Below are 24700 nucleotides of genomic sequence, written 5' to 3'. Positions count from 1 at the left end.
AACTGTATACCGTAGAAAAAAGCTGCTCTCACAGCCTTTTTCTACGGTATCTGATTATTTTAGTCCATTTAAAAAGTCCTGGAACTCTTGAGTGCTATAATCGGCCATTCCCTTATGGGTCAAGGCCAAATTACCTTTGGCATCAATTACAAAAGTAGTAGGAATGCTTGGGGTGTTATACATGCTAGGAAGGTATCCATCTACCTGGTACACCTCAAAATCATACCCCTTATTCTCATTAAACTTTTTTGCTTTTTCAAAATTATTGTCCAAAGAAAGCATAATAAACTTTACATCTTCCTTATCCATTTTGTTGTACAATTCATTAATGGTGGGCATTTCTGCAATACAAGGAGGGCACCATGTGGCCCATAGATTCATAAAAATTACTTTTCCTTTAAGGTCTTGCAAATGCAGCTTTTCTCCTTTAGAATTTATGAGACGAAGGTTATAATCTGCCGGTGTATAGTTCGTTTCCTTAGCGGTATTCTCCACTTTAGGATTCATTAGGCCGGTCATTAATATTCCTTGCTGAAAAAAGCCTATTACTTGTGCGTGCAATCCGGTGGTATATAGTACAAGAACTAAACCTAGTAGTACCGAATATTTTATGATCGATTTTTTATTTTTTGTATTCATCGTATATTTTCTTGTTGGGTTACCATTTCATTTTTCGGCTTCCCTTGATTATTAAATTTATTGACCTAAAGGCATAGATTTTCTTGAGGCGCTTTAAACGCTATATCATCTAAATCCTTATTTTTTATTTAGGCCAGCAACAAATCTCTATTAAAAGAGAACTATTTTTACCCCTTATAAACTTAAGGTCAAATAGCCTTTTTTCTGTAGCTGTAAATAGTACAAGAAGGCATTAGGGACAACCTTTAGTTCCTTGGGCAGATCCTTCTCTTTGATCTCAAATTTATCCAAGGCCATCTTACAAACCACCAGGGAAACATTAGCTTTCCTTGCTTCTTTCAAGTAAGGCTTCATAATCTTTTTATCGGTCAAGGCAACCACCTCTTTTCCGTATATAATGGTTTCAAAAGCGCCAAAACCTGCTCCATCTTCCTTATGCAATTCCCCTGCTGCCAGTGTAATTGGTTTTAATTGTTCAAGTTTTGAGGTCATCATCGCATAGTTGAGCTTTTCTATTTCTTGAGCCTTCATAGTATGGTTAAAAATTAAGGCTAGGAATACCAAGGATATTTTTAAAAATGTTGATTTCATCTGAATTAATGTTTTTTGTTTTTAATCCCATTACAGTTTACCCGAAAGTCAATACTTCCAGAAAGCTGTGTTGTATGGGAAACTTATTTTTGTTAATACTACTTTATTAAAGGTCCAAACTTAGATAACCCTTTTTTAATAATTGAAATTGATGTAAGATACCGTTATCTACCACTAATATTTCCTTTGGCACTATAGTGCGATCGACCTGAAATTTATTTAGGGAGAATCCACAGGCCATTAGGGTAACGGGCTTACCTTTTATTTTCTCTAAAATAGGCTTCATAATAGCCTCATCGGTCAACTGATCAATTTTCTTACCACAGAAAACAATTTGTATTTCTCCAAAATTTTTGGTCTCGGAAGCAATAAGATCATCCGTTGTTTCAATGACTGCAGTCAAGAAACCGTCATTTTTAACCAAGGAAGTGTAATTCGTTGGCTGAACTGTATTTTGCGCCATTCCCAGCAGGGGTAAAAACAGCATACCACATGCTACTAACATCAAAGATTTTATTTTCATAAGGATCAAATTTTCTTAGGTATATCATTTAGGATAAAAAATAGGAGTCCACCTAAAATGGCTATATTTTTAAATAATGGCCCTAGTGTTGTCACCTGCCCCATTTGAATGGTTATGGTAATAGGAATTAAGACTGCTAGGAGCACTATGGCCGACCATCGGGTCTTATAACCAACACAAAAACTGATTCCAGCAATGAGCATTACAATCCCTGAAGCGACGACTAATATGGTAGGATTTCCAAGGAAAAGGGCTAAATACCCTAATTTGGCCGACTCTAAACGTCTTACCGTTTTTTCGACATTAAACAAATGGCTTATACTCGCTATTATAAAGATACTGCTAACAAATATTCGTAATAGCTGTATAGAACGCAAGCTTACCACAACTTTTGAAGTCATACTAATTATATTATTTACACTTAAAATATTTTCATCTCATCAAGGGAAACCCAATGGGACCACCCTTAACTAAACTGCCAAAAAGCAGTCTTCCGAAGTGTGGTTATATCTTAGGGGGAGGATACAGTTTATCTGGATGGGTATTGATTTTTAAGCTTGAAGTATAGCCATATCCTTTAAAATTATCTAGAAGATTAAAGGAAGGAATTTCCGCGAAACTAAAACAAATCTGATGAGTGCAAAACAACTCTAGGTTAAACTGATCTATGATTGTGACATTTTCGAGTATTGGTAACGCCCGACTTTCTTTATAAGCCCTTTTTTCGCAAAATGGTTTGGAGATAGTCACCTCGGAGCCCTCATTGACATAGGTAAATAAACCTGCATCAATAATAAAAAGCCTCGTTAAAAACACAAGGATAATGAAGGGTGCTATGAGCGTTTTTACATTCATTTAATCTTCAAATATAAATCTATCATAAGAATCTACTTGTAACAATTGTTACAAAGTTATCTTAATAATTTCTTGGCTAAAGGAACCTACACTTTACTCTACTTATAAGCAACGATTACCTAGGTACTATTAAACTTTATATCCACATAAAAGGATAATATCGCGCTTAAAATAATCCTATAGAGATGATAAAATGATTATTAGGCTTTAAATCCAAGTTCTTTTTTATCCTTTTTACCCTGTAACAAACTCGTTTACAACCTTAAACGATCATACTAAATCCTTTCGTCAAAAAAATATTTAAATCTTCTTGCCAACCTTATTGTTGGCCCATATATTTGCGCCTCTATTTTTAATAAATCTAAATAAGGATAAAATGAAGCAAATTGCATTGCTATTCACCCTGTTCATTTCTACGTACCTATTTTCGCAATCAGCGTTAAAAGGAGTTATAACAGATGCCAACAACGCCCCCATCGCCGGAGCATCCATATCTATCCAGGAGCTACAAAGTGGGGTTATGACCAATTTTGATGGTGCCTATACTTTACAAAACATTCCCCCAGGAACTTATACCGTTACCTTTAGGATGTTGGGCTACCAACCACAAAACAAGACGATTACTTTTACCGATAAAGCTGTAACTACATATAATACTGTTTTAATAGAAGACTATAGCAGTTTAGACGAAGTGGTAGTATCTGCCAGTAGAAACTCAGAATATCTTTCTGAAATTCCTGCCTCTATCACTGTGGTCAATGAGGTACAACTTCAGGAGTTTTCGAAGGCGACCTCTAATATCAACGAAATCCTAGAATTCACGGTTCCCGGACTTGCCGTATCTACGGGAACTTATTCTAACTGGGGACAGACCTTAAGAGGGCGTTCGTTATTGGTTATGGTAGACGGTATCCCACAATCTACACCCATCAGAAACGGCCAATTAGGTATCAAATCTATAAACCCCAATGATATTAGTCGAGTAGAAGTAATTAAAGGAGCTACTTCTATTTTTGGTAATGGTGGTAACGGTGGTTTTATAAACTATATCACCAAAAAACCAACGTCCAACAAAAAAATAGAAGGCAGTACGAACCTTTGGGGAACTTCGAACCTCGCTAGTACTGAGGATGCCTTAGGATGGGGAGTTTATCAGTCCCTCAAAGGAAAATTGAATAAGTTTAATTACTACATCAGTGGTAGTTTAGAACAAACTGGCAATAAATACGATGCCAAAGGAAATGTATTGTTGCCGACATACGGACTAGACAACTCTAACATCTACAGCTCTTTAGGAAAATTAAGTTATAATATTAGTGATAATCAAAAAATAAGCTTGAATGCCAACCTTTATAAATCTGTGCACGACACTCCGTTTATCCCGGTATATGCCGATGTGGAGGTTTTTAATGAACAAGGCGACTACAATATAGTACCAGCCTATGGTATTAAGGGTTCCGTTCCGGGCGAGAAAGCTACAGGAGCTACCTTGATCAATGGACAGCTACAATATAATTTAAACAATATTTTTTCGGGAACCACCGATTTTGAAACGGATATCTATTACCAAAATACCGAAAACATTTTTTTCTATTCCGATAAATTTGAGAACGGCGGGCAGTCTGTTATCAATGCCGAAAAATGGGGTATTAGACCTAATTTCAATACTAGCATCAACCAATTTGAAGACATAGACATGTCTTTCACTTACGGACTAGATGTATTAAAAGACAAAACCAACCAAGGATTGTTAGATGGCAGACTTTGGGTACCAAATGTTAATCTTATCAGTTGGGCTCCCTACCTTCAATCGACCGTAAAACTCAATAAGGAATGGGTCTTAAAAGCTGGCTTAAGGTATGATGATATGAATATGGAAATTGCCGACTACCAAACCCTACCGTATTCGGCCAAGGGAGACGGAAATTACAATACTTCCGTAGCCGTAAAAGGAGGAGACCTTGAGTTTAATAATGTAGCATACAACCTGGGACTAAGGTATATAGCGCATCAAGAATTTATTCCATACGTTAGTTTTTCACAAGGATTTTCTATTGCCGATTTAGGAGCTGTATTAAAGTCGGCCGTGGCTGAAAATGTCAATGACATACAATTGGAACCAGCGGTAACCGAAAATTATGAATTTGGTTTTATTTCAAATTTCAATTCCTTGCGCATAGAAGCTGTGGGATATTACAGTACCTCTAATTTGGGAACCGGTGTTACTTTCAATGACGATCTAAATGCCTTTTTACCGTCCGTACAACCGCAAAAGATTTTCGGCGGGGAAGTTGCCATAGATTATACCACTTGGAACAAGAAAATAGCATTGGGTACTTCCTACTCTTATGTAGAAGGGATGAAGGAAAGCTTGGACAACAAAAGTGAACTGACTTATCTCGGTGGTGATGTTATTTCTGCTCCAAAATTAACGGCCTACGTCAATTGGAATGCTACTGAAAAACTAAGCACTTCTATTAGAATGACCCATTTAGGAGATCGAAAAAGGTTTGATCCGTTTTTGGACAACAACCAAAATTGGGCCTATCGCCATACAGAATTCCCTGTGAACGGTTATACCCTGGTAAATTTGAGTGCCTCGTACAAGCTACAGTCCAATATGACCGCTTCTTTGGCCGTCAATAATTTATTCAACGAATATTACCTACCGGCAAGAGCGCAATGGGCGGCACCCTTAAAATCTTTTTCCGGAACCGGGGAAGGTGCTAACCTAAAACTAAGTTTACTTTACAACTTTTAATTACTACTCCCAAGGTATGCCCACAAGGGCATACCTTGTTTTGTTTAAGAACTCCCCTATTTCATGAAAAAAAGCTTGCGATATATTAAGAAGGTTCATTTGTGGTTGGGCCTAAGTTGTGGACTTTTGGCTTCTATTTCCGGACTAACAGGAGCGCTGTATGTTTGGCAGCCAGAAATAGTTAGTACTTTAAACCCACATTTATTACAGGTTCCCTTATTTGAAAACATCTCGGAAACCAGCTTGCATAGTACGACTGCTTCTTTAATAGAAAAACATAGGGACAGTATCGATAGGGTAAACCTACCTTATAGGGAACAACAAAGTATTTCTATACTTTTCAACAACGGTGAAACACATTATTATCACCCACAAAACGCCATCTATTTAGGGGAAAAGTCGACCTCTATTCAATTTTTTGAAGATTTAATAAAGATCCATCGCACCTTGGGCATACCCGATATTGGAAAATATATCGTTGGCGGAAGTACCCTTATTTTTTTCGTCCTCCTCTTGCTTTCTGGTTTTTTTATGTGGTATAAGGCGTATAGCAACAACCTAAAACAGGGGTTTAAAATTAAATGGAAACCCAAGAAAAAACTTTTTAACTATAATTTACACAAGGTATTGGGAATATGTTTCTTTATACCACTTTTGCTTATGGCTTTCTCGGGCGGCTATTTTACCTATCACAGTTATTATAAAAAAGCCTTGGAGGTTTTCAATACTGAAAAATCGCTTCCCCAGGATACACCTACCAAAGCGGTAGCGGCATCTACAGGTTACCAGCATTATATTGACAATCCTGATCCGGACTATGCTCTAAGGGCCATTTATTTCCCTAAGAAAAGAACATCCCCCTATCATTTCAGATACATCAAAAATAGAGCTATTGGTATGGGACTAAGAAAAACCAAAGAGCTAAAGGTAGATAGTAGTGGCCATATCAACAGTTTAACGGACTATGACAGTGATTTAGCTAACCAGAAGATAGCAGCGCAGTTCTACCCATTTCACATTGGGGAAATCGCTGGGTATTTTGGAAGGTTTCTGGTATTTTTAGCCGGATTTGTTCCAGCTATCCTATATGTTAGTGGAATTAAAATATATTATTCTAAAATTAAGAAAAAACAAAAAAATGCCGGCAATAGGTTTTAATCTATTCCCGGCATTCTTCTATTATGTGTATATAGCTATACTTTAGTTATTCGGGTGTTCTTTTAATAATTCCTCTGCGCTATAGAACCCTTCTTTATCTTTAATCTGCGCTCTTATTTCCTTCACTTTTTCCGGAGCAATTGCCGAAGCTTTGTTGCCAAAGGTATTTCTGACATAGGTTAATACCGATGCCATTTCCTCATCGTTCAACATGCCTCCAAATGGTGTCATGGGTACCTGTCCAGGATATTTTTTTCCTTTTACTTCTATAGGTCCCATCATCCCTTTTAAGGTTAATTTAATGAGACGTTCTTGACTACCCGTTACCCACTCGGAACCATCTAATGGAGGAAAGCCCGAGGATTCTAGTCCTTTTCCATTGGGTTGGTGACAGGTAATACAAAACCCTTCTCTTGCATAAATAGCGGCTCCCTTTACATACAGATCCTTATCTTTTCCTTTCAAATCGGTTTGTACCTTAACTGCATCTGGATCTTCCCCTAAATTATGTCCGTTTAAATGGGCAATCGCCGCTTCGTAAGGTTTTTGCATCCAATCGTCCAAAGGCATTTTTCCGGCTGCCTCAACAATGGGCAGCCCTATTTCTTTTGGTAACCACGAACTGGCAACCAAGGCCTCTAATCGAACCCGCGGATGCTCGTCGGTTGCTGCTTGCATTAATAATTGAGGTTGATCGGCAATCTGATGTCCGGCATATCGCAACACCTTAACAGCGGCTGCACGTGCCCTAAAATCATCTGCTTTTAATACTTGGTTCAATATATCGCCGTCTACTTTGTTAAGCCCCCAACTTACCCAAAGGCCCTCTAATAATTGATGCTCGTATCTAGGGTCGTTTTTATCCAGGTTTTTAACCCAATCTTTTAATTCAGCTAATACCTCGTCCTGATTTCTAGCACGTAACTCTCTTTTGGTACGATACCTTGTTCGGTATTCTGGCAGCTTTAAATTATCTAACAATTCTCCAATACTGGCGTCAACAATTTTAGCTGGTTCTACTAATGGTCTGGACGGGTACGTAATTCGATACACTCTACCGTGTACATGATCGCGTAACGGATCACGAGCATTGTGCTGCATATGACCGATTAATACATTGTGCCAGTCTAAAAAGTATAAGGACCCATCTGGAGCAAACTCCATATCAACAGGTCGAAAGTTAGTATCCGTAGATCTCATTAAATCTAACCTATGGGTACTGATATAGCCTGCAGACTCAGGATCATCGACCATAGTATGTTGTTTTGTCCCTAAGAAACCAATCGTATTATTGATAATGATATCTCCTTGAACTTCTTCTGGGAAATGTCTACTAGATATAAATTCTAGTCCCGAGGTTGGTCGCACCCTGTGTTCTGCCTGAATCAGGTTTTTCGGCAGTGGAGACGCCTTTCCATAACGTGGTTTAATAGTTCCTGGCATCATCCAAGTCATATCTGGCCCAGAGGTATGTGCAAAGAAATTCTGACCCCAATCATCAAAGGCGATTCCCCAGGGATTAGGAATAGATAACTGAGCGGTTCGTTCCAAATGGTGCCGCTGTGGGCTATATCGGTAAAATCCGCCATTGGTTCCCCTTACCGGTCCATAAGCAGTCTCTACATTGGTATGTAAAAATACACCTTCGCCCATATAGATCGCTCCTGAAGGATCTGTAGTAAATGCACTGATGGCGTGATGCGTATCATGATCGTCGAAGCCACTTAAAACAACCTCGGTGACATCGGCCTTATCGTCTCCGTCGGTATCTTTTAACAACACTAAATTTGTCCCTTGGGAAACATACACTCCTTCTGGGGCAAATTCAAACCCAATAGTAAGGTGTAGGCCATCAGCAAAAACAGTTTGTTTATCGGCCTTTCCATCATTATCGGTATCTTCCAAAATCAATAGCTTATCATTTGGCTTGCTATCCCCAGCTTTATAATGTGGATAACTAGGCATAACCCCTACCCATAAACGACCTTTGTTATCAAAGGATAGCTGCACCGGATTGGCCAGATCGGTAAATTCCTCCTCAGAGGCAAAAAGCTCTATTTTATATCCTTCGGCCACTTCTATGGTTTCTTCGGCTTCTTTCCCGTATAGGTATGCTGGACCTCCATTAGTCCCTTTGTACCTATAATTGGTTTCTATCACCGGAAGTTCTCGAGTCTTGGCATCTGCAGCGGCCAAATCTTTCGACACACCCTTAACAGCCTCCCAAATGGCAGTATCCCTGATCGCCGTCATTTGTCGTATTTTCTCAATCTCGGCCGGATAATTATCTGGACCAAAGGGATCATAACGCCTTCCATAGGCATGTACCCCATTAGGAATTTTATAATCGTTGAGCCAAAACCAATTTTTTTCCTTTACCGCATCAAGAACCAAAGCTCGATTTTCTTCAGCCTTAACTTTTCTATTTCCAAATATCTGATCTGCCAATAGTTTCGAAAATTTCTTATAACCAAAATCATTCAGTTGAAATCCATCGGCCGTCAAATCTTGCTTTTCGTTGTCATACCATTTTTGTGTGGGCTCAAAGGCATCAACAAACAACACATTATTCGCAGCTGCAACTTCCTTCATTGCGGCTGTATAAAGCGCTAAGTTTTTATTTTCATTTACGCCATTGGGCAAATCCATTTTTGCAGAAAGATCTTCAAAAGCTATGGGTGATACTAGTGCCAATTGTGGGGCAGCGGTACCATTGTATTGCTGGTTGAGGGTATGTTGTATAAAGGCCTGAAGTTCTGCCTTATAGTTTTCTAGCCCGGCCGCTCCTTCAAAAGATTCATTATAGCCAAAAAAAGCTATGATGATATCGGCCTTCAGCTTGGTCAACCATTGGTCCGGAGAGTCAAAATGACCGGTATTTCCCGATTTCTGCGCAAGTTCTGTCTGAAACACCTCTGCCCCCGGAAAGGCCCAAGGGGAATCTCGGGAGGGGTGCGGCCTAAATCCCGGTGTGTTTCCACCGTCGGCCATATTCCTGATAAAAAGAAGGCTGTCGGGATAGCGCAATTGCATTTCGGTCTCAAAATGACCAAAATGGGTCATTCTAGATCCTAAATTATTCCCTAAAATCACAATATGGGAATTCTCGCTTATATGCAAAGTAGGTCCTTGTTTATTACAGCTGCTTATAGCTAGGAATACCCCAAAAAGAAGGCTGTATTTTATCAAGGAAAGATTAAGTTTTATTCTCATAATTTTATTTGGCTCGAGGTTATTTTTGAAATTTAACATGGACTTCTTCTGCAACAGACCGTTCGCAGGCCTCAATGATTTTTTGACAATTGATGGCATCTTCTAGACTTGATAAGGGTTGTCCCCCCTCTCGGATCACTTTATTTATAAAATGGGTGGTGGTATTTTTAATAGATTCGGGATAGGCATAATATGTTTGGGAGTGTGCCCCGTTCCTTTCATTAATTACCCAGTCTCGGTAACTATACCGGGTACTTCCTTTGGTGCCTATTACTTTTATAATACAGCTCCACGGATCCCCAGCATGATCATCATTGGCAAAGCTTGCACTAAGGTGACTCAAGGCGCCATTTTCCATTTTTATATTGACCATGGCTACATTTTCTTGAGGAGCTATAGTCGCATCTACCGTATGTTTCATACAAGAAATAGTCCTAGGGAGCCCGGCTAAAAATAGCATGGTATAACTATGGTGTGTCAGTATTTGACGTATTACTCCTGGGTAGCGCGCCCTGACATCATCGGCATGATGGATGTTATACATCATATAAAACTGGGTGATATCGCCTAATTTCCCACTATCTATCATAGATTTGGCCCGTTCTATACCGCTTTCATAAATATAATTATGTACGGGCATGCAGTGCACCTCAGCCTCCATCACGGCCTTATTCATTTTTTCCAATTCTGCAATACTCGATGCCGCCGGTTTTTCGACCAAAATATGTTTCCCTGCCTTTGCTGCCCGAAGGGTGTATTCGCAATGGGTTTCCATATTGGTCAGGATAAACACAGCATCTATAGCAGGGTCGTTTAACAAATCGTCCTCGGTATTATAGGTCTTACAGCCATATTTCAGGGCTTTGACCTTTCCTTTCTCTGCCGTCCGATTCCATAGTCCCACTAGGGTTGCCCCTTCCAAACCGTTTATGGCTTCGGCATGTAGATCTGCAATATCCCCGGCACCAAGAAATCCAATCCCTATCGTTTTCATATACTTTTTAATGAATAATTTAAACTTCCGGTTTTTGCCATTTCTAGGAATTCCTCTAGAGACCTCCTTACTCCCTCAGCAATACTGGTCAACGGCAAATCTTTAAAGGTAGCTGCAATTTTATCATGACTTAAATCTGAAACAAATAAATTTGGATCTGCCCCTGCTACTATGGAGAGTTCTGCAAATTCGCCTATCCCCATTTCGTTGGCCTGTTGTTTTACGATGGCTAAAAATTCGGTGATCGCTATTGTTTCTCCCTTAATATTAAATGCTCCAAAGCCCTTGTACGGTTGCAAGGTACAAGCTGCAAAATGCGCTCCTACATCTTCTACAAAGTGATAATTTTCGCGGCCCTGATACGGCATTTCAAAAGGTATAGAAGCCCCAATAATTGCTCCGGTTGCGATTGCTTTAAGGGCATTGGTAGGTGCCGAGGTTTTACCTTGGTCCCTGCCTTTGCCATAGGTGGTATTTATTCTTAGGCAAACGGTAGGCACTTTGGTATTATCATAAAACAATCGGGCCAAATGCTCTCCTGCCAATTTCCAAATTCCGTAATGGTTGGGTGGTGCCAATGGAGCGTCCTCGGCAATTCCCGGTTCAGGATACATAGCTCTCATTCCATAAACGGCGGCGGAACTAGCAAATACAAACCGTTGTAAATTGGGCAATTTTTCTGCAGCATCAAATAATGCCATAGTACCTCCCGTATTAATTTCCATTCCCTGGATATGGTATTTAGAACAATCCGGACTTTGATACGCTCCTAAGTGAATGATATGGGTTGGGTTTACCGTTAGAACAACCTCTTCAATAGCCCTATAGTCTGCCACATCCAAGGATATGAATTCTACTCTAGGATCTAAATCTTCTCCCAACCATAATTTGAGGGGAGCTGTGTTATTGGACCTCGAAGCAACCACAATTTTCCCTACTTCTTTGGATTGTAATAATTTATAAATGGTAACTGACCCTATACAACCTGTACCGCCAGTTATAAATATTGTATGCATGTATTATTTTTTAAAATGGGAGCCCCATGGTTCAATTCATTTTTATGACTGCCTTGACGTTGTTGGCTAGTATAGAGTCTTCAAAAGCTTGGCGAATGTCTTTAAAGTCATATATATTGGTATAGTGTTCTGAGGGGAATACACCGGTTACCATGAGTTTCTGCGCCACCATATAATCTTCTCTACACGATCCCATAGAGCCTCTCATATTTAAAGAAGTACGGGTAAGATGCGTAGCATTGATGGCAACGTCCTGTCCATAAGTCGCTATAACACAAATATCTCCTTCTGGCCTTACCACCGATATAGCTTCGGATAATACCTGTGGCACTCCGGAACATTCTATCAGTAGGTCTACCTTTCCAAGCACTCCAAAGGGAATACCATTAGCATCGGTAATTCCTGCTGACAATTGCGTTGATAAGCTATTCTCTGGGGATACTTCTATAGTGATAAAGCCGCGTTCTTTTGCTGCTTTTAGGCGAATTTCCTTATCGCTAGCCAAACCGGTAATTGCTACCCTAGCCCCTGCCGCCTTGGCTAACTCTGCCGCCATTAACCCTATAATCCCACATCCTGTGACAACTACATCTTGTCCCGGTTTGATATGACACTTGTTATGCAAGGCATTAACCACCACGGACAAGGGTTCTACTAAAGCCCCTTGTGCCGGTGTTAAGCCTTTCATTAAGGGAACCACCCTGTCTGACTCTAACACCACCTGTTGGCCAAAACCTCCGTTTCTATGAAAACCGATAATTTGTTTGGACGGACATAAATTCCACTTGGACACGCTACAGGCAGGACATGCTTCCTCTCTACACCCCAGCATGGCCAAGGGGGTAAAGACATCGCCCACTTTAAGATTGCCATGGTCGCCAGGTCCCAAAGCCAAGATTTCAGCACTAAATTCGTGCCCAATCACTCTAGGCCGTTCTACCCAATCAAAATTGGCCTTCCCCAAGGAAGCGCTATTATCAGATCCGCAAATACCGGTATACAATGTCTTTGCCAATATTTCCCCTTCCTTCAAGGAAGGTATTTCTAGGGCTACGACTTCCGTATTGCTCATGATGGGAATTCCCGAACTAGGGCTTATCTTCTGTTTGCCATGAAGGCAAAACCCTTTTAACTCTGTACTCATTTAATGTTCAGCATTTATTAATCGACTGGCCTCCCAGCGTACTCCTGTATCTTTCCAGCTTCTTGTGACGGCGGACTCCAATACGGCCTCACAGACCTTTTGGGTTTCCTGTGCCTCTCTAAAGGTAGGGGAACAGATCTTTTGTTCTTCTATACTTTGTAAAAAGTCGGCTACTTGATGTACAAAGGTGTGCTCATAACCGATTGACAAACCAGGTACCCACCATTTATCCATATAGGGCTGATCGCCATCGGTGACATGAATAGTTCGCCAGCCCCTAATCAGAGGATCGTCCCTATGGTCAAAATATTCCAAGCGATTCAGGTCGTGCAGATCCCAACGAATGGAAGCGTGTTCCCCATTAATTTCAAAGGTATTAAGGGCCTTATGGCCACGGGCATAGCGTGTAGATTCGAAAACTCCTAAGGAACCATTCTCAAAATGGCAGTGAAAAATACAAGCGTCGTCTATCCCTACTTGCGTTACCTCTCCTGTTCCGGAGTGCAATCGTTCTTTAATAAAGGTTTCTGTTACTGCCGACACATCCTTTATGCCGCCATTTAGCCACATGGCCGTATCGATACAATGGGCGAGAAGATCTCCGGTAACCCCGGATCCTGCCGCCTCATTGTCTAAACGCCATAAGCCTTCTCCACCTTGTGGTAGTTCTGGACTAATGGTCCAGTCTTGCAAGAAATTGGCACGGTAATGGAATATTTTTCCCAATTTTCCGGCATCAATCAATTTTTTGGCTAGGGTAACTGCCGGCACCCTGCGGTAATTGTACCAAACCGTATTCCTAACACCTGCTTTCTCCACGGCATCTACCATGGGCTGGGCCTCGGCTACGGTTCTGGCCAATGGCTTTTCACAAAGCACCATTTTTCCTGCCGCTGCTGCCGCAATGGCAATTTCTGCATGCATATTATTGGGGGTACATATATCTACAGCATCAATATCGTCACGAGCTATCAATGCTCTCCAATCTGTTTCCACTGATTCGTAGCCCCATTGCTCGGCAAACGCCTGTACCCTTTCTAGATTACGGGCACATACTGCCTTTAAAACAGGCCGGTACTCTAATTCAGGAAAAAAATCACCTACCCTTTTATAGGCATTGGTATGGGTTCTTCCCATAAATCCGTATCCGATCAATCCTATTCGTACAATTTTTTTTGTTGACATATTTTAAATGTTCTTTTTAAATTATCGTCTCTATTTTTTCTACTAATCTTTAAAGCTATTAGAGTTATTCTGCCTCGTACCAACCATGTTTTTGGCGGACGTTTATCATAGCTTTGAGAATATCGTTCCATGTTTTTGGTTGCATCATTACCTCATTAGGAAACATACAACCGTCCCAACATATATGTTTAAATTTTTTGGTCAATTCTCCCTGATCGTCCCTTAGCCAAAATCCGGCATCCTCGGTAATATTGAGTTTCCCATTGGGGTCCGAAGCCAAGCAATGTCTCCCTGTTTTATCGTGTGAACCAGCGCCAAACACTGTACCGTCGTTTTGAGCGACGTGGAAATCGATCGTCCAAGGTCGTAATGCTGCTGTTAGAGTTTTAAGGCCTTCGGTTAAAGTGGCTCTATCTTCCCACTGAAAGTCTTGAGGCAAAATTCTTTCGTCTGGTTTGTTGTACCCCAACAGATATAATAAGGTATGTGCCATATCTGCTTGAAATCCGATATTAGGTCTGTTTACTGCCTCAAGGGTATCTACCATAGCTTTCCACCCGTGCATGCCTCCCCAACAAATCTCTCCTTCGGCTGCCAAGGACTCCCCGTAATCGGCGGCTATATCACAGGCTTCCCTGAAGGTCTGGGCTATTAGCTTGGTATTCCCTACCGGATCTTTAGCCCAACTGGCCGGGTCCGCGGAAGAATCGATTCTTATTACACCATGGGGCCTCACCCCTAATTCGCGCAGTTTAAAAGCTATTTTACTCGCTTTTTTAATTTGTTCCAAAAACTTATCGCGTTCAGCCTTTGATCCCATCGCAGAACCGCCACCAACTGGTGCCCATACAGGAGCGACAAGACTCCCTATTTCCAGATTTTTGGCCCTAGCTTTGTCTGCTATTATTTTTATGCCATCATCGGAGGCATTGATATCTAAATGTGGTTCGAATAAAAAAAGATCAAATCCATCAAACTTCACCCCGTCTACCGATGCCTTGGCAGTAAGATCTATCATGGTATCTATAGAAATTGTAGGCTCCGAATCTGGTCCTTTCCCCACCACGCCTGGCCATGAAGCGTTATGGAGTTTAGGGAAATTATTTTCTTGCATAACTATACATTTTATTCATTATATCTTTTATGGTCAGGGAGTATAGACTTTTTCATGGCTACTCTTTCAACATTAAAATGATGGTGCCTTCAAAAGCTGTTTTTATGTGCTCAGCCCATCAATTTCTCATTAGCCTCAATAAAAAATCTACAGTATCAATCCTTTAAATAAGCCTACAAATAATTATATTATTCATAAAAATCACAGCCTTATATTTATACAGATGTAATGACACCTTACAAATCTAGAACAGATTTAAACTTGATATTTCCTTTTTTTTACTAAAAAGTGACACTTTTTTATCCTAAATTAGCTCGGACTAGAAAAAAAACAGAAAAATTATGCGCACGGCCAACATAGAAAAAACCCTCACCCCTAAGGAGACTTTTATCTACAAGGACATCACCGGACCATACTTTAACCCTAAATGGCACTTTCATCCAGAGTTTCAAATTTCCTTTATTGTAAATGGATATGGTACTCGATTTATAGGTGACCATGTTCAGAATTTCACCGAAGGAGACTTAGTGCTGACGGGCCCCAACCTTCCTCATCTATGGCGGAGTGATGAGGCTTTTTTTGATAAAGACAGTGAATTAAACACTAGGGGCTTGGTGATTTATTTTGACCACGAACTATTGAATGAATCCCTTTTAAGTAAGGAAGAGTTCTATAAAATTAACAAATTGGTAGAAAACTCTTATAGAGGTATGGAGTTTTATGGGGAGACTAAAAAAAAGGTCAATAAATCACTTCTTAAAATAGCCAATGAAACGGGTTTTAAACGCATCATCAAACTCTTTAAAATCATTAATCTTCTAGCCAATAGCGAAGAGTTCCATTTGCTTTCGAGTCCAGGATACACCAACTTGTTTAAAGGAGACGATGCCGAAAAAATGCATTTGGTGTACGATTATGTGATGACTCATTTTAAATCTCAAATCTCCTTGGAAGAAATTTCTGAATTATTAAATATGACCACTACCTCCTTTTGTCGCTACTTTAAGCCAAGGGCAAATAAAACATTTACACGATTTGTAAATGATATTCGAATTGGCCATGCCCGTAAACTTCTTCTAGAAGACAACTTCAATGTATCTCAAATCTGTTATGAATGTGGATTTAATACCCTCTCCAATTTTAACCGTCAATTTAAGGCTATTACTAATATGAGTCCACTAGAATACCGTAAACTGTTTCTAGATATTAAAACTAGTATTTCTTAATAAACTGCTAAAAAGAAACTGTTCAGTAGTTTCCCGAAAGGGAGTTATCCACTGGCCAAAATCTGCCCTATTTATGATATTATTCTTTTAAGAACCTTGCATATTATTTCCCAAAATACAGCGGATAAGATAAAATAGTGTCATCTTTTAGTAAGAAATAGGAAATTTAAAATCGCTATAAGTTTTAGATTTGTTACTTAACATTTTCCTTAAAATATAAGATATACATTATTTGTGATCATATTTTTAATCAAATTGATATAAAATCGGCTTAAAATAAATTGCATTTACAACTATAATTTATCATAAATACATCACGAACAATAAAATAAACCAAAACCTAAATACATTTTAAAACTATGGAAAACGCAAATAACAAGAAACTCTTTTATGCAAGTTGTTTTGCTTTAATAACAACGGCTCTATCTTTTAGTATAAGGGCTGGAATTTTACCCCAACTAGGACAAGAATTGAACCTTTCTGGAGAACAGTTAGGTTTTATAAATTCTATGTGGTTTTTGGGTTTTCCAATATCGATGGTCATAGGCGGCCTTATTTATAATACGGTAGGTGGAAAAATAATTATGCAATTTGCTTTTTTCGCCCATGCTATTGGTATTATAATGACCATTTATTCGGGCAGTTACATTGGTTTACTTGTTTCAACCCTGCTCATAGGATTGGGTAATGGTTGTACAGAAGCTGCATGTAACCCGATGATTGCCGATGCTTTTCAAGGGAATACCATGAGCAAAATGATGAATCGTTTTCATATGTGGTTTCCAGGCGGTATTGTAATAGGAAGTTTAGTATCAGAATTTATGACCAGTGCCGGATTTGGGTGGCAAACACAGATTTGGCTTATATTAATCCCTACCTTAATATATGCCTATTTGTTCTTTGGACAATCATGGCCACAGCCGAAGGTAGAGGAAGCTGCCTCCTTAAAAGGCAATTTAAAAGCAATGGTTTCACCTTTGTTTATTTTTATGATGGTCTGTATGGCTTTAACCGCTATTTCTGAGTTTGGTCCTCAACAATGGGTCGGACTAATTTTAGCTAAAAGTGGTGCCAAGCCCATGTTGGTATTAGCGTTGGTAACAGGACTAATGGCCTTTGCCCGTTATTTTGGTGGAGAAGTGGTTCAAAAGTTCGATCAAACGGGAGTACTTTTGGGCTCTGCAGTACTGGCTACTATTGGCGTCTATCTTTTTAGTACGCAGACAGGGGGCATGGCCTATGTTGCCGCTATCTTTTTTGCTCTGGGCATTGCCTATTTCTGGCCAAATATGATCGGTTTTATAGCTGACAAAATCCCACAAAGTGGCGCCTTAGGGATGTCTATTATAGGAGCCGTAGGGATGTTTTCTTCTTCTATATTCCAACCTATTATTGGAAGCTGGATAGATGCAGACAAGGCCGCCGCCGCGTCCCAGGGACTAACCGGTGATCAACTAGAGTTAGTGTCAGGACAAGCAACTTTGGGAACAATGGTATTTTTTCCTGCCATTTTAGTTGTCCTCTTTACCATACTATTATTTTGGGTCAAGAAAAGAAAAGCCCAATTTGCTATGGCATAAATACTTGGCCCATCCCTAGTACCTTATAATTTTAGTTATACTAAAAATTTCCAACCAAACCTATGCTAGGGATGGGCCAAATTCTTTTTGTCCGAATCGGACCCATAAAACAATGTATAGCCAAATGTAATTTCATATTTACAAAGACCTAAAAGGAGGAACACTGCCCACACAGGATCTCAATATTAACACCTATACCTAAACAAATGAAGATTGGAATGAATATGTTGCTCTGGACCAATCATGTGACAGAAGCACACTACAACATCATAGATAAAATAAAAAACACCGGCTACGACGGCATTGAGCTGTTTTTAGGCGAGGGTAATTTAGAGCACTATTCAAAACTGGGCACGCATTTTACTGATATAAACATGGGGGTTACCTGTGTTGCTTCCTTAGCTCCGGAGGAAAATATAGCTAGTCCAGATGCCAAAACAAGGGCTGCCGGCTTGGCGAAATTAAAATGGTCCATAGATATGGGAGCAGCCATGAATGCAGAAGTAATTTGCGGTCCTTTCCATTCTAGTTTTGCATATTTCACCCGTCAACCTCCTACTGAAAGTGAACGACAGTGGAGTGTAGAAATGCTACAAAAAGGATCTGAGTACGCCGCTGCCGCAGGCATTGTTCTCGCTCCCGAAGCCTTAAATAGGTTTGAATGCTATTTGTACAATACTATGGCAGACTTAAGCTCCTTGGCGAGCCAAGTGAACCATCCCAACTTGGGTGCCATGTACGACACCCATCATGCGCATATTGAAGAAAAAGGTCAGGCCCAAGCCATAAAAACTATTGCTCCCCACCTAAAACACGTACACATCAGTGAAAACGACCGAGGTACCCCTGGCAGCGGGCAGGTACATTGGAAAGAGGTTTTTAGTACTCTAAAAGAAGTCAACTACAACGGCTGGCTTACTATAGAAGCATTTAGTACCATAATCCCCGAGTTTGCCAATGCCATTAATGTCTGGAGGGATTATTCCCCTGCCGAGGAGGTGTATACCGAGGGGCTAAAATTTATTAAAGAAGGTATAGATCGTTCTTAACGATACCCTTTCCAAGGCGCTCTAATTATAATCTCCAAGGAAAAACTAATAGTAACTATTTAAAAATAATTTATTCTATTTTCATGAAAAACCTAGTATATGTTCTTCTTTGTGCCGTATTAATGGCCTGTAGCGGACAAAAAGCAATGACTCCCAATGCGGAACAAGTAACTGAAAACGCTACACAATGGTTGACCTTTGAAGGGAAAAAGAAAACATCAAAACATATTGTGTTCATAACGGGCGATGAAGAATACCGTTCCGAGGAAGCCATGGCGCAGCTAGCCAAAATCTTATCAAAAAGACATGGTTTTAAATGCACGGTATTATTTGCTCAAGACCCAGAGAAACCCGGTATCATCAATGCCAATTACAGCTACAATATCCCGGGCCTAGAAACCCTAACCGATGCAGATATGATGGTCATTTTTACAAGGTTTAGAGCCCTGCCGGACAAGCAGATGCAACATATCGACAATTACCTAAGGAAAGGAAAACCTGTAATGGGCATCCGAACAGCGACCCATGCCTTTAATTTTGACAAGGATTCCGACTCCCAATTTACCCATTACAGCAATGGCTACCAAGGAGAAAAAACAGCTTGGAAAGACGGCTTTGGCCGTTTAGTATTGGGAGAAAAATGGATTTCCCATCACGGCTCACACAAACACCAAAGTACCCGTGGAATTATAGCACCTACTGCTATGAATCACGATATTACCAATGGTATTTCCGATGGCGATGTTTGGGGGCCTACCGATGTGTATGGAGTTCGACTTCCTCTTCCGGGAGATTCACAACCTATTTTATTAGGGCAAGTGGTGAACAGAAAAGGAGAGTTTGACCCAGCGGATATTTTTTATGGAATGAAACCAACCGATGCTGAACTTCCCGGCACCAATGACCAGGGAGTCGATGTAAACAACCCTATGATGCCCATTGCTTGGACCAAAAGCTACCAGTTGCCAGAAGGAAAAAAAGGAAAGGTCTTTACTTCTACCGTAGGAGCTGCCAATGATTTACTAATAGAAGGTACCCGTAGACTATTGGTCAACGGTGTTTACTGGGCGCTAGAATTACCGGTTCCTTCTAAGGCCAACGTAACTCTTGTAGGCGATTACCAACCGACTACTTACGAGTTTAGAAACGAAGCCTACTGGCAAAACAAGCAATTAAAAGTAGAAGATTTTAAATAGTATATAATAGCCATAAATCACTAAAAAAAGGCCTGTAGCAAATTATAGCTACAGGCCTTTTTTATTTAAAAACAATTTATTTTACTATTGTTTTGGCACTCTTTTTTCGGCCATCAGCTTTTTAACCACCTTTTGAAGCTTTTTAGGATTATCGGCATACTTTTCCAAATTGATGATCTCAACTTTTCTAAAATCGACTGGGTGACTTTCGCTTTGAAGGGAAATAGTACCTCCTTTTAACAAGGCTCCCTGTTCTGCTCCGTTCACTGGGTCTAATTGTGGCTTTTCATAACGCATTACTTCTTCTCCGTTCACGTAGTGTACGATCAAAGAATCGCCCAATGCCAATATTTCTGCACGTACCCATTGCTCACCATGGTAGGTTTTAGAATTAGAATTAAAACAATGTTGCTTCATTATTTTTCCGTCTTTTTCATATTGTGTACCAGGAGTACAAAGGTTAGCGGTAGATCGCTCGTCTTTGCCGTTACCACCCAAAAGCTGTACTTCAATAGAGTTTGGAAAATCCTGATCTACGGTCATCTCTGCCGGATCTTGTCCGTGAATCATGACCCCACTGTTACGGTACGCCCATCCTGGTCCCCCTTTTACTTGGTCACCAACAAACCTATATTCTACAGCGAATAAATAAGTTGAAAATGGCTTTTCGTAAAAAAGATGGCCAAATTTCTGATCAAAGGCATCGTATTCATCGTACCTAACCTGAATATTTCCGTCTTCTACCTTAAAGGTATTACCGAAATTTTCGTTTAATTCGTGACCTGTGATTTTAATCTGCCAATTTTTAAGGTCCTTTCCATTAAATAACTGTACCCAGTCGGTATGTTTTTTAAAAGAGCTTCCCAAATAAAATACGACCGAACCGATAACTACGGATAAGGCCAAAAGTTTAAATTTAGAATTGTTTTTCATTAATAGGTGTGTTTATATAATTATACTGAATTTTGATTTTCTATTTTAATTAAGCTCGAAATATACCATATTATCTCCAAAACTATTAGGATAGCGCTAATTAATATTTCAGTCAAAACAGCTATTCGCACCGTAAAAATTCTGGGAAGAATCGTATCATAGTTCGGAGATACCATCCCTACAGAGCGCTAAATGACACTTCTTCCGCACAGGATTTAAAGGAATCTCCCTGTCCAAGCCTACCTAAAATAAGTGTTTTATTTCTATAGGCGTTCCCCTATCGGGTCGCTCTTTCCGCTGTATCTTTTTTAAAGGTCCCATGGCCCCTTAAAAAAGGATGCCGCTGCAATAGCTAACGCAGGATTCATTGAACAATACACAATGAAAAAAGTAATCAGTACTTCCCACACTAAGCGGCGGGACTACCGGCCAGTATGACCTTTGCTAAAAATAAACAAATACAGTTTAGTCATATTATAGTTTTTCGCTAGCCATTAACTAAAGCAGTCACCTCTAAACAGTGAAATTGATGGTTGAAGAATTTCCGTACAAACAATATTTTCTTTAAATTGAAACTTTAGATAGGTTTCTCTCCATATTTTGCTAACTGTGTATCGCTGAGGCTTTAGTGAAGGCCTAGTGAAACTGTTTCGCAAGGAAAAAATACCTTAAAACATAATAATACACAAGTATGTTAGGCCAAATATAGAACCGCATGAAAACTAAAACCAACACTATCTACATGATGAAACTTAAGTTCATTATTACCACCTTCCTTATTTTATTAGGTAATCAAACCTATAGTCAGGAGTCTATTATAAAAGGGAGAATAATTGATTATGAAACAAATCAATCTATAACAGGAGTAAATATTACAGATTTAAATAACACTCAAAATGGAACACTCACTGACTTTTATGGAAATTTTGAACTAAAATTACAAGGCAATACAGGGACACTTAAATTTTATCATCTAGGCTTTTATCCTATTAAGTTTCTTAATATCCCGAGTGGATATAACCATATCGATTTTGGAGAAATTAAACTGGCGTCAAATCACCTTATGGATAATATGACTATTGGCGGCCCTCCTACTAAAATTTCCGAGAAACAGAAGAAGCAAGATAAAAGATTGAGAAAGAATGTACTTAAAAAGTATAATATTAAAATCCTTGGAGAAAAACTGACTCCATATTTCGAAGGGGAGTCCCTAATATTTGATTACAACGATAAAGGGAATAAATAAAAAATAACCGGTATGCCCTAAGATGTATATTATCCATTTTGCCGCGTTCAGGCCCTGCCTAAAACCCCACAACTTTTAGTTTGGATATACATGAATCAATGGCTTCATATTCGCTTTGCTATACCGCTAAATTATTCCCCCTTAAAATCACCAAATTTTGACTCTCACATGATTATTGCTAATTTGTTAATGTACATTGAATGCCGCGTTAGGGACCGCGGCGGCATCCCCGCAGCGGAGCAAGGGATATAGACAAGGGCCCGCCCGACAAAGGAGGGAACGCCCAAATAATTATACCGCCACTCATTAGAATTCTGACCCTGCTTATTTATCTGTAACCGACTTGGGTTTGCTAAGGGATTTACTGAGTTCTTCCAAGGACCTACCTTTGGTTTCGGGCATTATAAAAGCCACAAAAAGCAGCTGTAGCACCATCATAAAGGCAAAGAATGCGAAAACGGTTCCGGCGCCTATGGCCGTGAACAATACGGGGATCATAGATGGTATTATGGCGGCAAGGACCCAGTGTACGGAACTGCCAAAAGACTGGCCGGAACCTCGTAAATGGTTGGGGAAAATTTCTGATATAAATACCCAAATTACCGTTCCTTGGCCAATGGCGTGGGCGGCAATGAACAAAAAGAGGAATATGGCTACGGCCATGCCTTCCCATTGGAAGAAAAAAGCGCATGACACTAGCGACAAGGACACGATATACCCGAAAGACCCTAAGTACATTAATTGCTTTCTTCCATATCTGTCGATCAGAAAAATGCCTAAAAGTGTAAAAAGCAAATTGGTAACGCCTATGCCTATACTGCTCAGTAAAGCGGTGCTTTCCCCAAGGCCCGATTCTTCTAATATTCTGGGCGCATAGTACAAAAAGGCATTGATCCCGGAAGCCTGATTAAAAAAAGCAATGCAAAAGGCAAGGATCAGCGGAAAGCGATATTTCTTCATAAAGATACCCTCTCCAGAAGATTTGTTATCATTTTCCAGACTTATTTCCGACATCAATTTAGCTACATCCTGCCCAGGATTAATAAGTTGCAGTACCTGCTTGGCTTCTTCGTGCCACTGCTTGGTCAACAGCCATCTAGGGCTCCGTGGAACCCCAAAAACAAATACAGTATAGATAACAGCCGGTATGGCCTCTACCCCTAGCATCCAACGCCAGGCATTTTCTCCTATACCGCTTAGCAAATAATTGGAAAGAAAAGCGACCAATATACCAAAGACAATATTAAATTGGTACAGGCCCACCAGTTTGCCCCTATCCTTGGCCGGGGCAATTTCGGAAATATAAGCAGGTGCTGCAATCGTAGATGCCCCTACCCCCAAACCACCTATAAACCTAAAAGTGGCAAAGGTAATAGGGTCGTTGGCAAAGGCCGAACCTAAGGCAGATACGGTATACAAAACCCCAATCCAGATCAGTGTTTTTTTGCGTCCAAGCCTATTGGTAGGAATCCCCCCGAACAAGGCACCAACAACGGTACCCCATAAGGCCATGGCCATGACTACGGTGCCATGGAACACATCTGACGACCCCCATAACATTTGAAGCTTTTTGTCGGCACCAGAAATTACTACCGTGTCAAAACCAAAAAGGAACCCTGCCAAGGCCGCTGTAATTGACCAAACCCATATTTTCTTCATAGTAGCTGTCGTATTTGCGATTACATCTTTAACCTAAGTTATGGAATTCATATGCTAAGCATGTTACAATATACTATGAAATCCTTAACAAACAATTGATTATTAAGGGGTAACTGAAATTCATTTTCTACGGTCGGATGAACAAAACGGAATTTTGGGAAAAAACAAGAAGTCTTTCTTTTTAGATTAACACAACTATTTGCATAAATATGTAAAAACCCAGAAAATGGACTTGATCCGGATTACCTTCGGTGATCCTTCATTATCAATGGAGCAAATTCGGGACCGCCTAGAAAAAGATAACGATTTATCTTTTTTTAGTGGTGCCAGAAGGAGCGTTGGAGAAAAGCTATCGCTGGCTGTTTTTTGTTTTATTCCAAAGCTCAAACAAGTTTGGACTTTCCAAAAGATTTCAGGATTACCTTCGGTGATCCTTTTTTATCAATGTTGCAAATTCAAAACCCACCAGCTATCGCTGGCTGTTTTTTGTTTTATTCCAAAGCTCAAACAAGTTTGGCTTTTTCATAAAACAAAAAACCACGCCAAATGGCGTGGTTTTGAGAGTGTCGTGATGGCAGAAGGATTCGAACCTTCGACCGCCTGCTTAGAAGGCAGGTG

At 40.0% G+C, this 24700-nt stretch carries 21 protein-coding genes; 8 read left to right on the top strand and 13 right to left on the bottom strand.

Going from position 1 to position 24700, the window contains the following annotated elements:
• Window positions 1-54: 54 nt before the first annotated feature.
• The 5 genes from HCG49_RS10675 to HCG49_RS10655 all read right to left on the bottom strand — a co-directional run bounded on the left by HCG49_RS10675 (window position 55) and on the right by HCG49_RS10655 (window position 2608).
• A complete protein-coding gene (locus HCG49_RS10675) occupies window positions 55-639 on the bottom strand; it encodes a TlpA family protein disulfide reductase (protein WP_168469525.1) in 585 nt (194 codons plus the stop codon).
• Window positions 640-813: 174 nt separating this feature from the next.
• Window positions 814-1230, bottom strand: coding sequence for a DsrE family protein (locus tag HCG49_RS10670; RefSeq protein WP_168469524.1), 417 nt, complete (start codon window positions 1228-1230; stop codon window positions 814-816).
• Window positions 1231-1336: 106 nt separating this feature from the next.
• The gene (locus tag HCG49_RS10665; protein WP_168469523.1) at window positions 1337-1753 is read right to left on the bottom strand and encodes a sulfur reduction protein DsrE; all 417 of its coding nucleotides are present in this window, start codon (window positions 1751-1753) and stop codon (window positions 1337-1339) included.
• Between the two features lie 5 nt (window positions 1754-1758).
• Complete coding sequence (locus tag HCG49_RS10660) at window positions 1759-2154, bottom strand: DoxX family protein (RefSeq protein ID WP_168469522.1); 396 nt, start codon at window positions 2152-2154, stop codon at window positions 1759-1761.
• A gap of 103 nt (window positions 2155-2257) precedes the next feature.
• On the bottom strand, window positions 2258-2608 hold the full coding sequence (locus HCG49_RS10655) for a hypothetical protein (protein WP_168469521.1): 351 nt from the start codon (window positions 2606-2608) through the stop codon (window positions 2258-2260).
• A gap of 376 nt (window positions 2609-2984) precedes the next feature.
• Here HCG49_RS10655 and HCG49_RS10650 point away from each other — a divergent pair, with 376 nt between their 5' ends.
• Together HCG49_RS10650 and HCG49_RS10645 are read left to right on the top strand one after the other, a co-directional pair.
• Window positions 2985-5369 (top strand): TonB-dependent receptor, encoded by a 2385-nt coding sequence (locus tag HCG49_RS10650; RefSeq protein ID WP_168469520.1) that lies wholly within the window; start codon window positions 2985-2987, stop codon window positions 5367-5369.
• A 63-nt stretch (window positions 5370-5432) separates the two neighbouring features.
• Window positions 5433-6527, top strand: coding sequence for a PepSY-associated TM helix domain-containing protein (locus HCG49_RS10645; protein ID WP_168469519.1), 1095 nt, complete (start codon window positions 5433-5435; stop codon window positions 6525-6527).
• A 42-nt stretch (window positions 6528-6569) separates the two neighbouring features.
• Here the strand turns inward: HCG49_RS10645 and HCG49_RS10640 are convergent, their stop codons facing one another.
• The 6 genes from HCG49_RS10640 to HCG49_RS10615 all read right to left on the bottom strand — a co-directional run bounded on the left by HCG49_RS10640 (window position 6570) and on the right by HCG49_RS10615 (window position 15193).
• Window positions 6570-9740 carry a PVC-type heme-binding CxxCH protein gene (locus HCG49_RS10640; RefSeq protein WP_168469518.1) on the bottom strand — a complete coding sequence of 1057 codons (3171 nt, stop codon included), beginning with the start codon at window positions 9738-9740 and terminating at the stop codon, window positions 6570-6572.
• 19 nt (window positions 9741-9759) lie between these two features.
• Entirely contained in the window at window positions 9760-10734 is a 975-nt protein-coding gene (locus HCG49_RS10635; protein ID WP_168469517.1) for a Gfo/Idh/MocA family protein, read from the bottom strand.
• Window positions 10731-11750 (bottom strand): NAD-dependent epimerase/dehydratase family protein, encoded by a 1020-nt coding sequence (locus HCG49_RS10630; RefSeq protein ID WP_168469516.1) that lies wholly within the window; start codon window positions 11748-11750, stop codon window positions 10731-10733. Before HCG49_RS10630 ends, HCG49_RS10635 begins: the two co-directional genes overlap by 4 nt.
• A gap of 31 nt (window positions 11751-11781) precedes the next feature.
• Entirely contained in the window at window positions 11782-12894 is a 1113-nt protein-coding gene (locus tag HCG49_RS10625; protein ID WP_168469515.1) for a zinc-dependent alcohol dehydrogenase, read from the bottom strand.
• Window positions 12895-14079, bottom strand: a complete 1185-nt coding sequence (locus HCG49_RS10620; protein WP_168469514.1) for a Gfo/Idh/MocA family protein — start codon at window positions 14077-14079, stop codon at window positions 12895-12897.
• A 64-nt stretch (window positions 14080-14143) separates the two neighbouring features.
• Complete coding sequence (locus HCG49_RS10615) at window positions 14144-15193, bottom strand: sugar phosphate isomerase/epimerase family protein (protein WP_168469513.1); 1050 nt, start codon at window positions 15191-15193, stop codon at window positions 14144-14146.
• A gap of 341 nt (window positions 15194-15534) precedes the next feature.
• Between HCG49_RS10615 and HCG49_RS10610 the strand changes: the two genes are divergently transcribed.
• From HCG49_RS10610 to HCG49_RS10595, 4 genes are all read left to right on the top strand, one after another.
• A complete protein-coding gene (locus HCG49_RS10610) occupies window positions 15535-16419 on the top strand; it encodes an AraC family transcriptional regulator (RefSeq protein ID WP_168469512.1) in 885 nt (294 codons plus the stop codon).
• A 359-nt stretch (window positions 16420-16778) separates the two neighbouring features.
• On the top strand, window positions 16779-17999 hold the full coding sequence (locus HCG49_RS10605) for an MFS transporter (RefSeq protein WP_168469511.1): 1221 nt from the start codon (window positions 16779-16781) through the stop codon (window positions 17997-17999).
• Window positions 18000-18205: 206 nt separating this feature from the next.
• The gene (locus HCG49_RS10600) at window positions 18206-19048 is read left to right on the top strand and encodes a sugar phosphate isomerase/epimerase family protein (protein ID WP_168469510.1); all 843 of its coding nucleotides are present in this window, start codon (window positions 18206-18208) and stop codon (window positions 19046-19048) included.
• Between the two features lie 83 nt (window positions 19049-19131).
• Window positions 19132-20244: a ThuA domain-containing protein gene (locus HCG49_RS10595; protein WP_168469509.1), complete on the top strand. Its 1113-nt coding sequence runs from the start codon at window positions 19132-19134 to the stop codon at window positions 20242-20244.
• Between the two features lie 84 nt (window positions 20245-20328).
• Here HCG49_RS10595 and HCG49_RS10590 read toward each other — a convergent pair whose 3' ends face one another.
• A complete protein-coding gene (locus HCG49_RS10590; protein WP_168469508.1) occupies window positions 20329-21177 on the bottom strand; it encodes a DUF1080 domain-containing protein in 849 nt (282 codons plus the stop codon).
• 715 nt (window positions 21178-21892) lie between these two features.
• Between HCG49_RS10590 and HCG49_RS10585 the strand changes: the two genes are divergently transcribed.
• Window positions 21893-22423 (top strand): carboxypeptidase-like regulatory domain-containing protein, encoded by a 531-nt coding sequence (locus tag HCG49_RS10585; RefSeq protein ID WP_168469507.1) that lies wholly within the window; start codon window positions 21893-21895, stop codon window positions 22421-22423.
• 324 nt (window positions 22424-22747) lie between these two features.
• Here the strand turns inward: HCG49_RS10585 and HCG49_RS10580 are convergent, their stop codons facing one another.
• A complete protein-coding gene (locus tag HCG49_RS10580; protein ID WP_168469506.1) occupies window positions 22748-24082 on the bottom strand; it encodes a sugar porter family MFS transporter in 1335 nt (444 codons plus the stop codon).
• Window positions 24083-24308: 226 nt separating this feature from the next.
• Here HCG49_RS10580 and HCG49_RS10575 point away from each other — a divergent pair.
• Window positions 24309-24700, top strand: a 392-nt coding sequence (locus tag HCG49_RS10575; RefSeq protein ID WP_205764384.1) for a hypothetical protein, incomplete at its 3' end; no start/stop codon positions are given.

This window comes from Arenibacter sp. 6A1, from assembly GCF_012272855.1.
In the GTDB taxonomy this organism is placed as follows: domain Bacteria; phylum Bacteroidota; class Bacteroidia; order Flavobacteriales; family Flavobacteriaceae; genus Arenibacter.
This window is presented reverse-complemented; position numbering and strand designations above follow the sequence as displayed.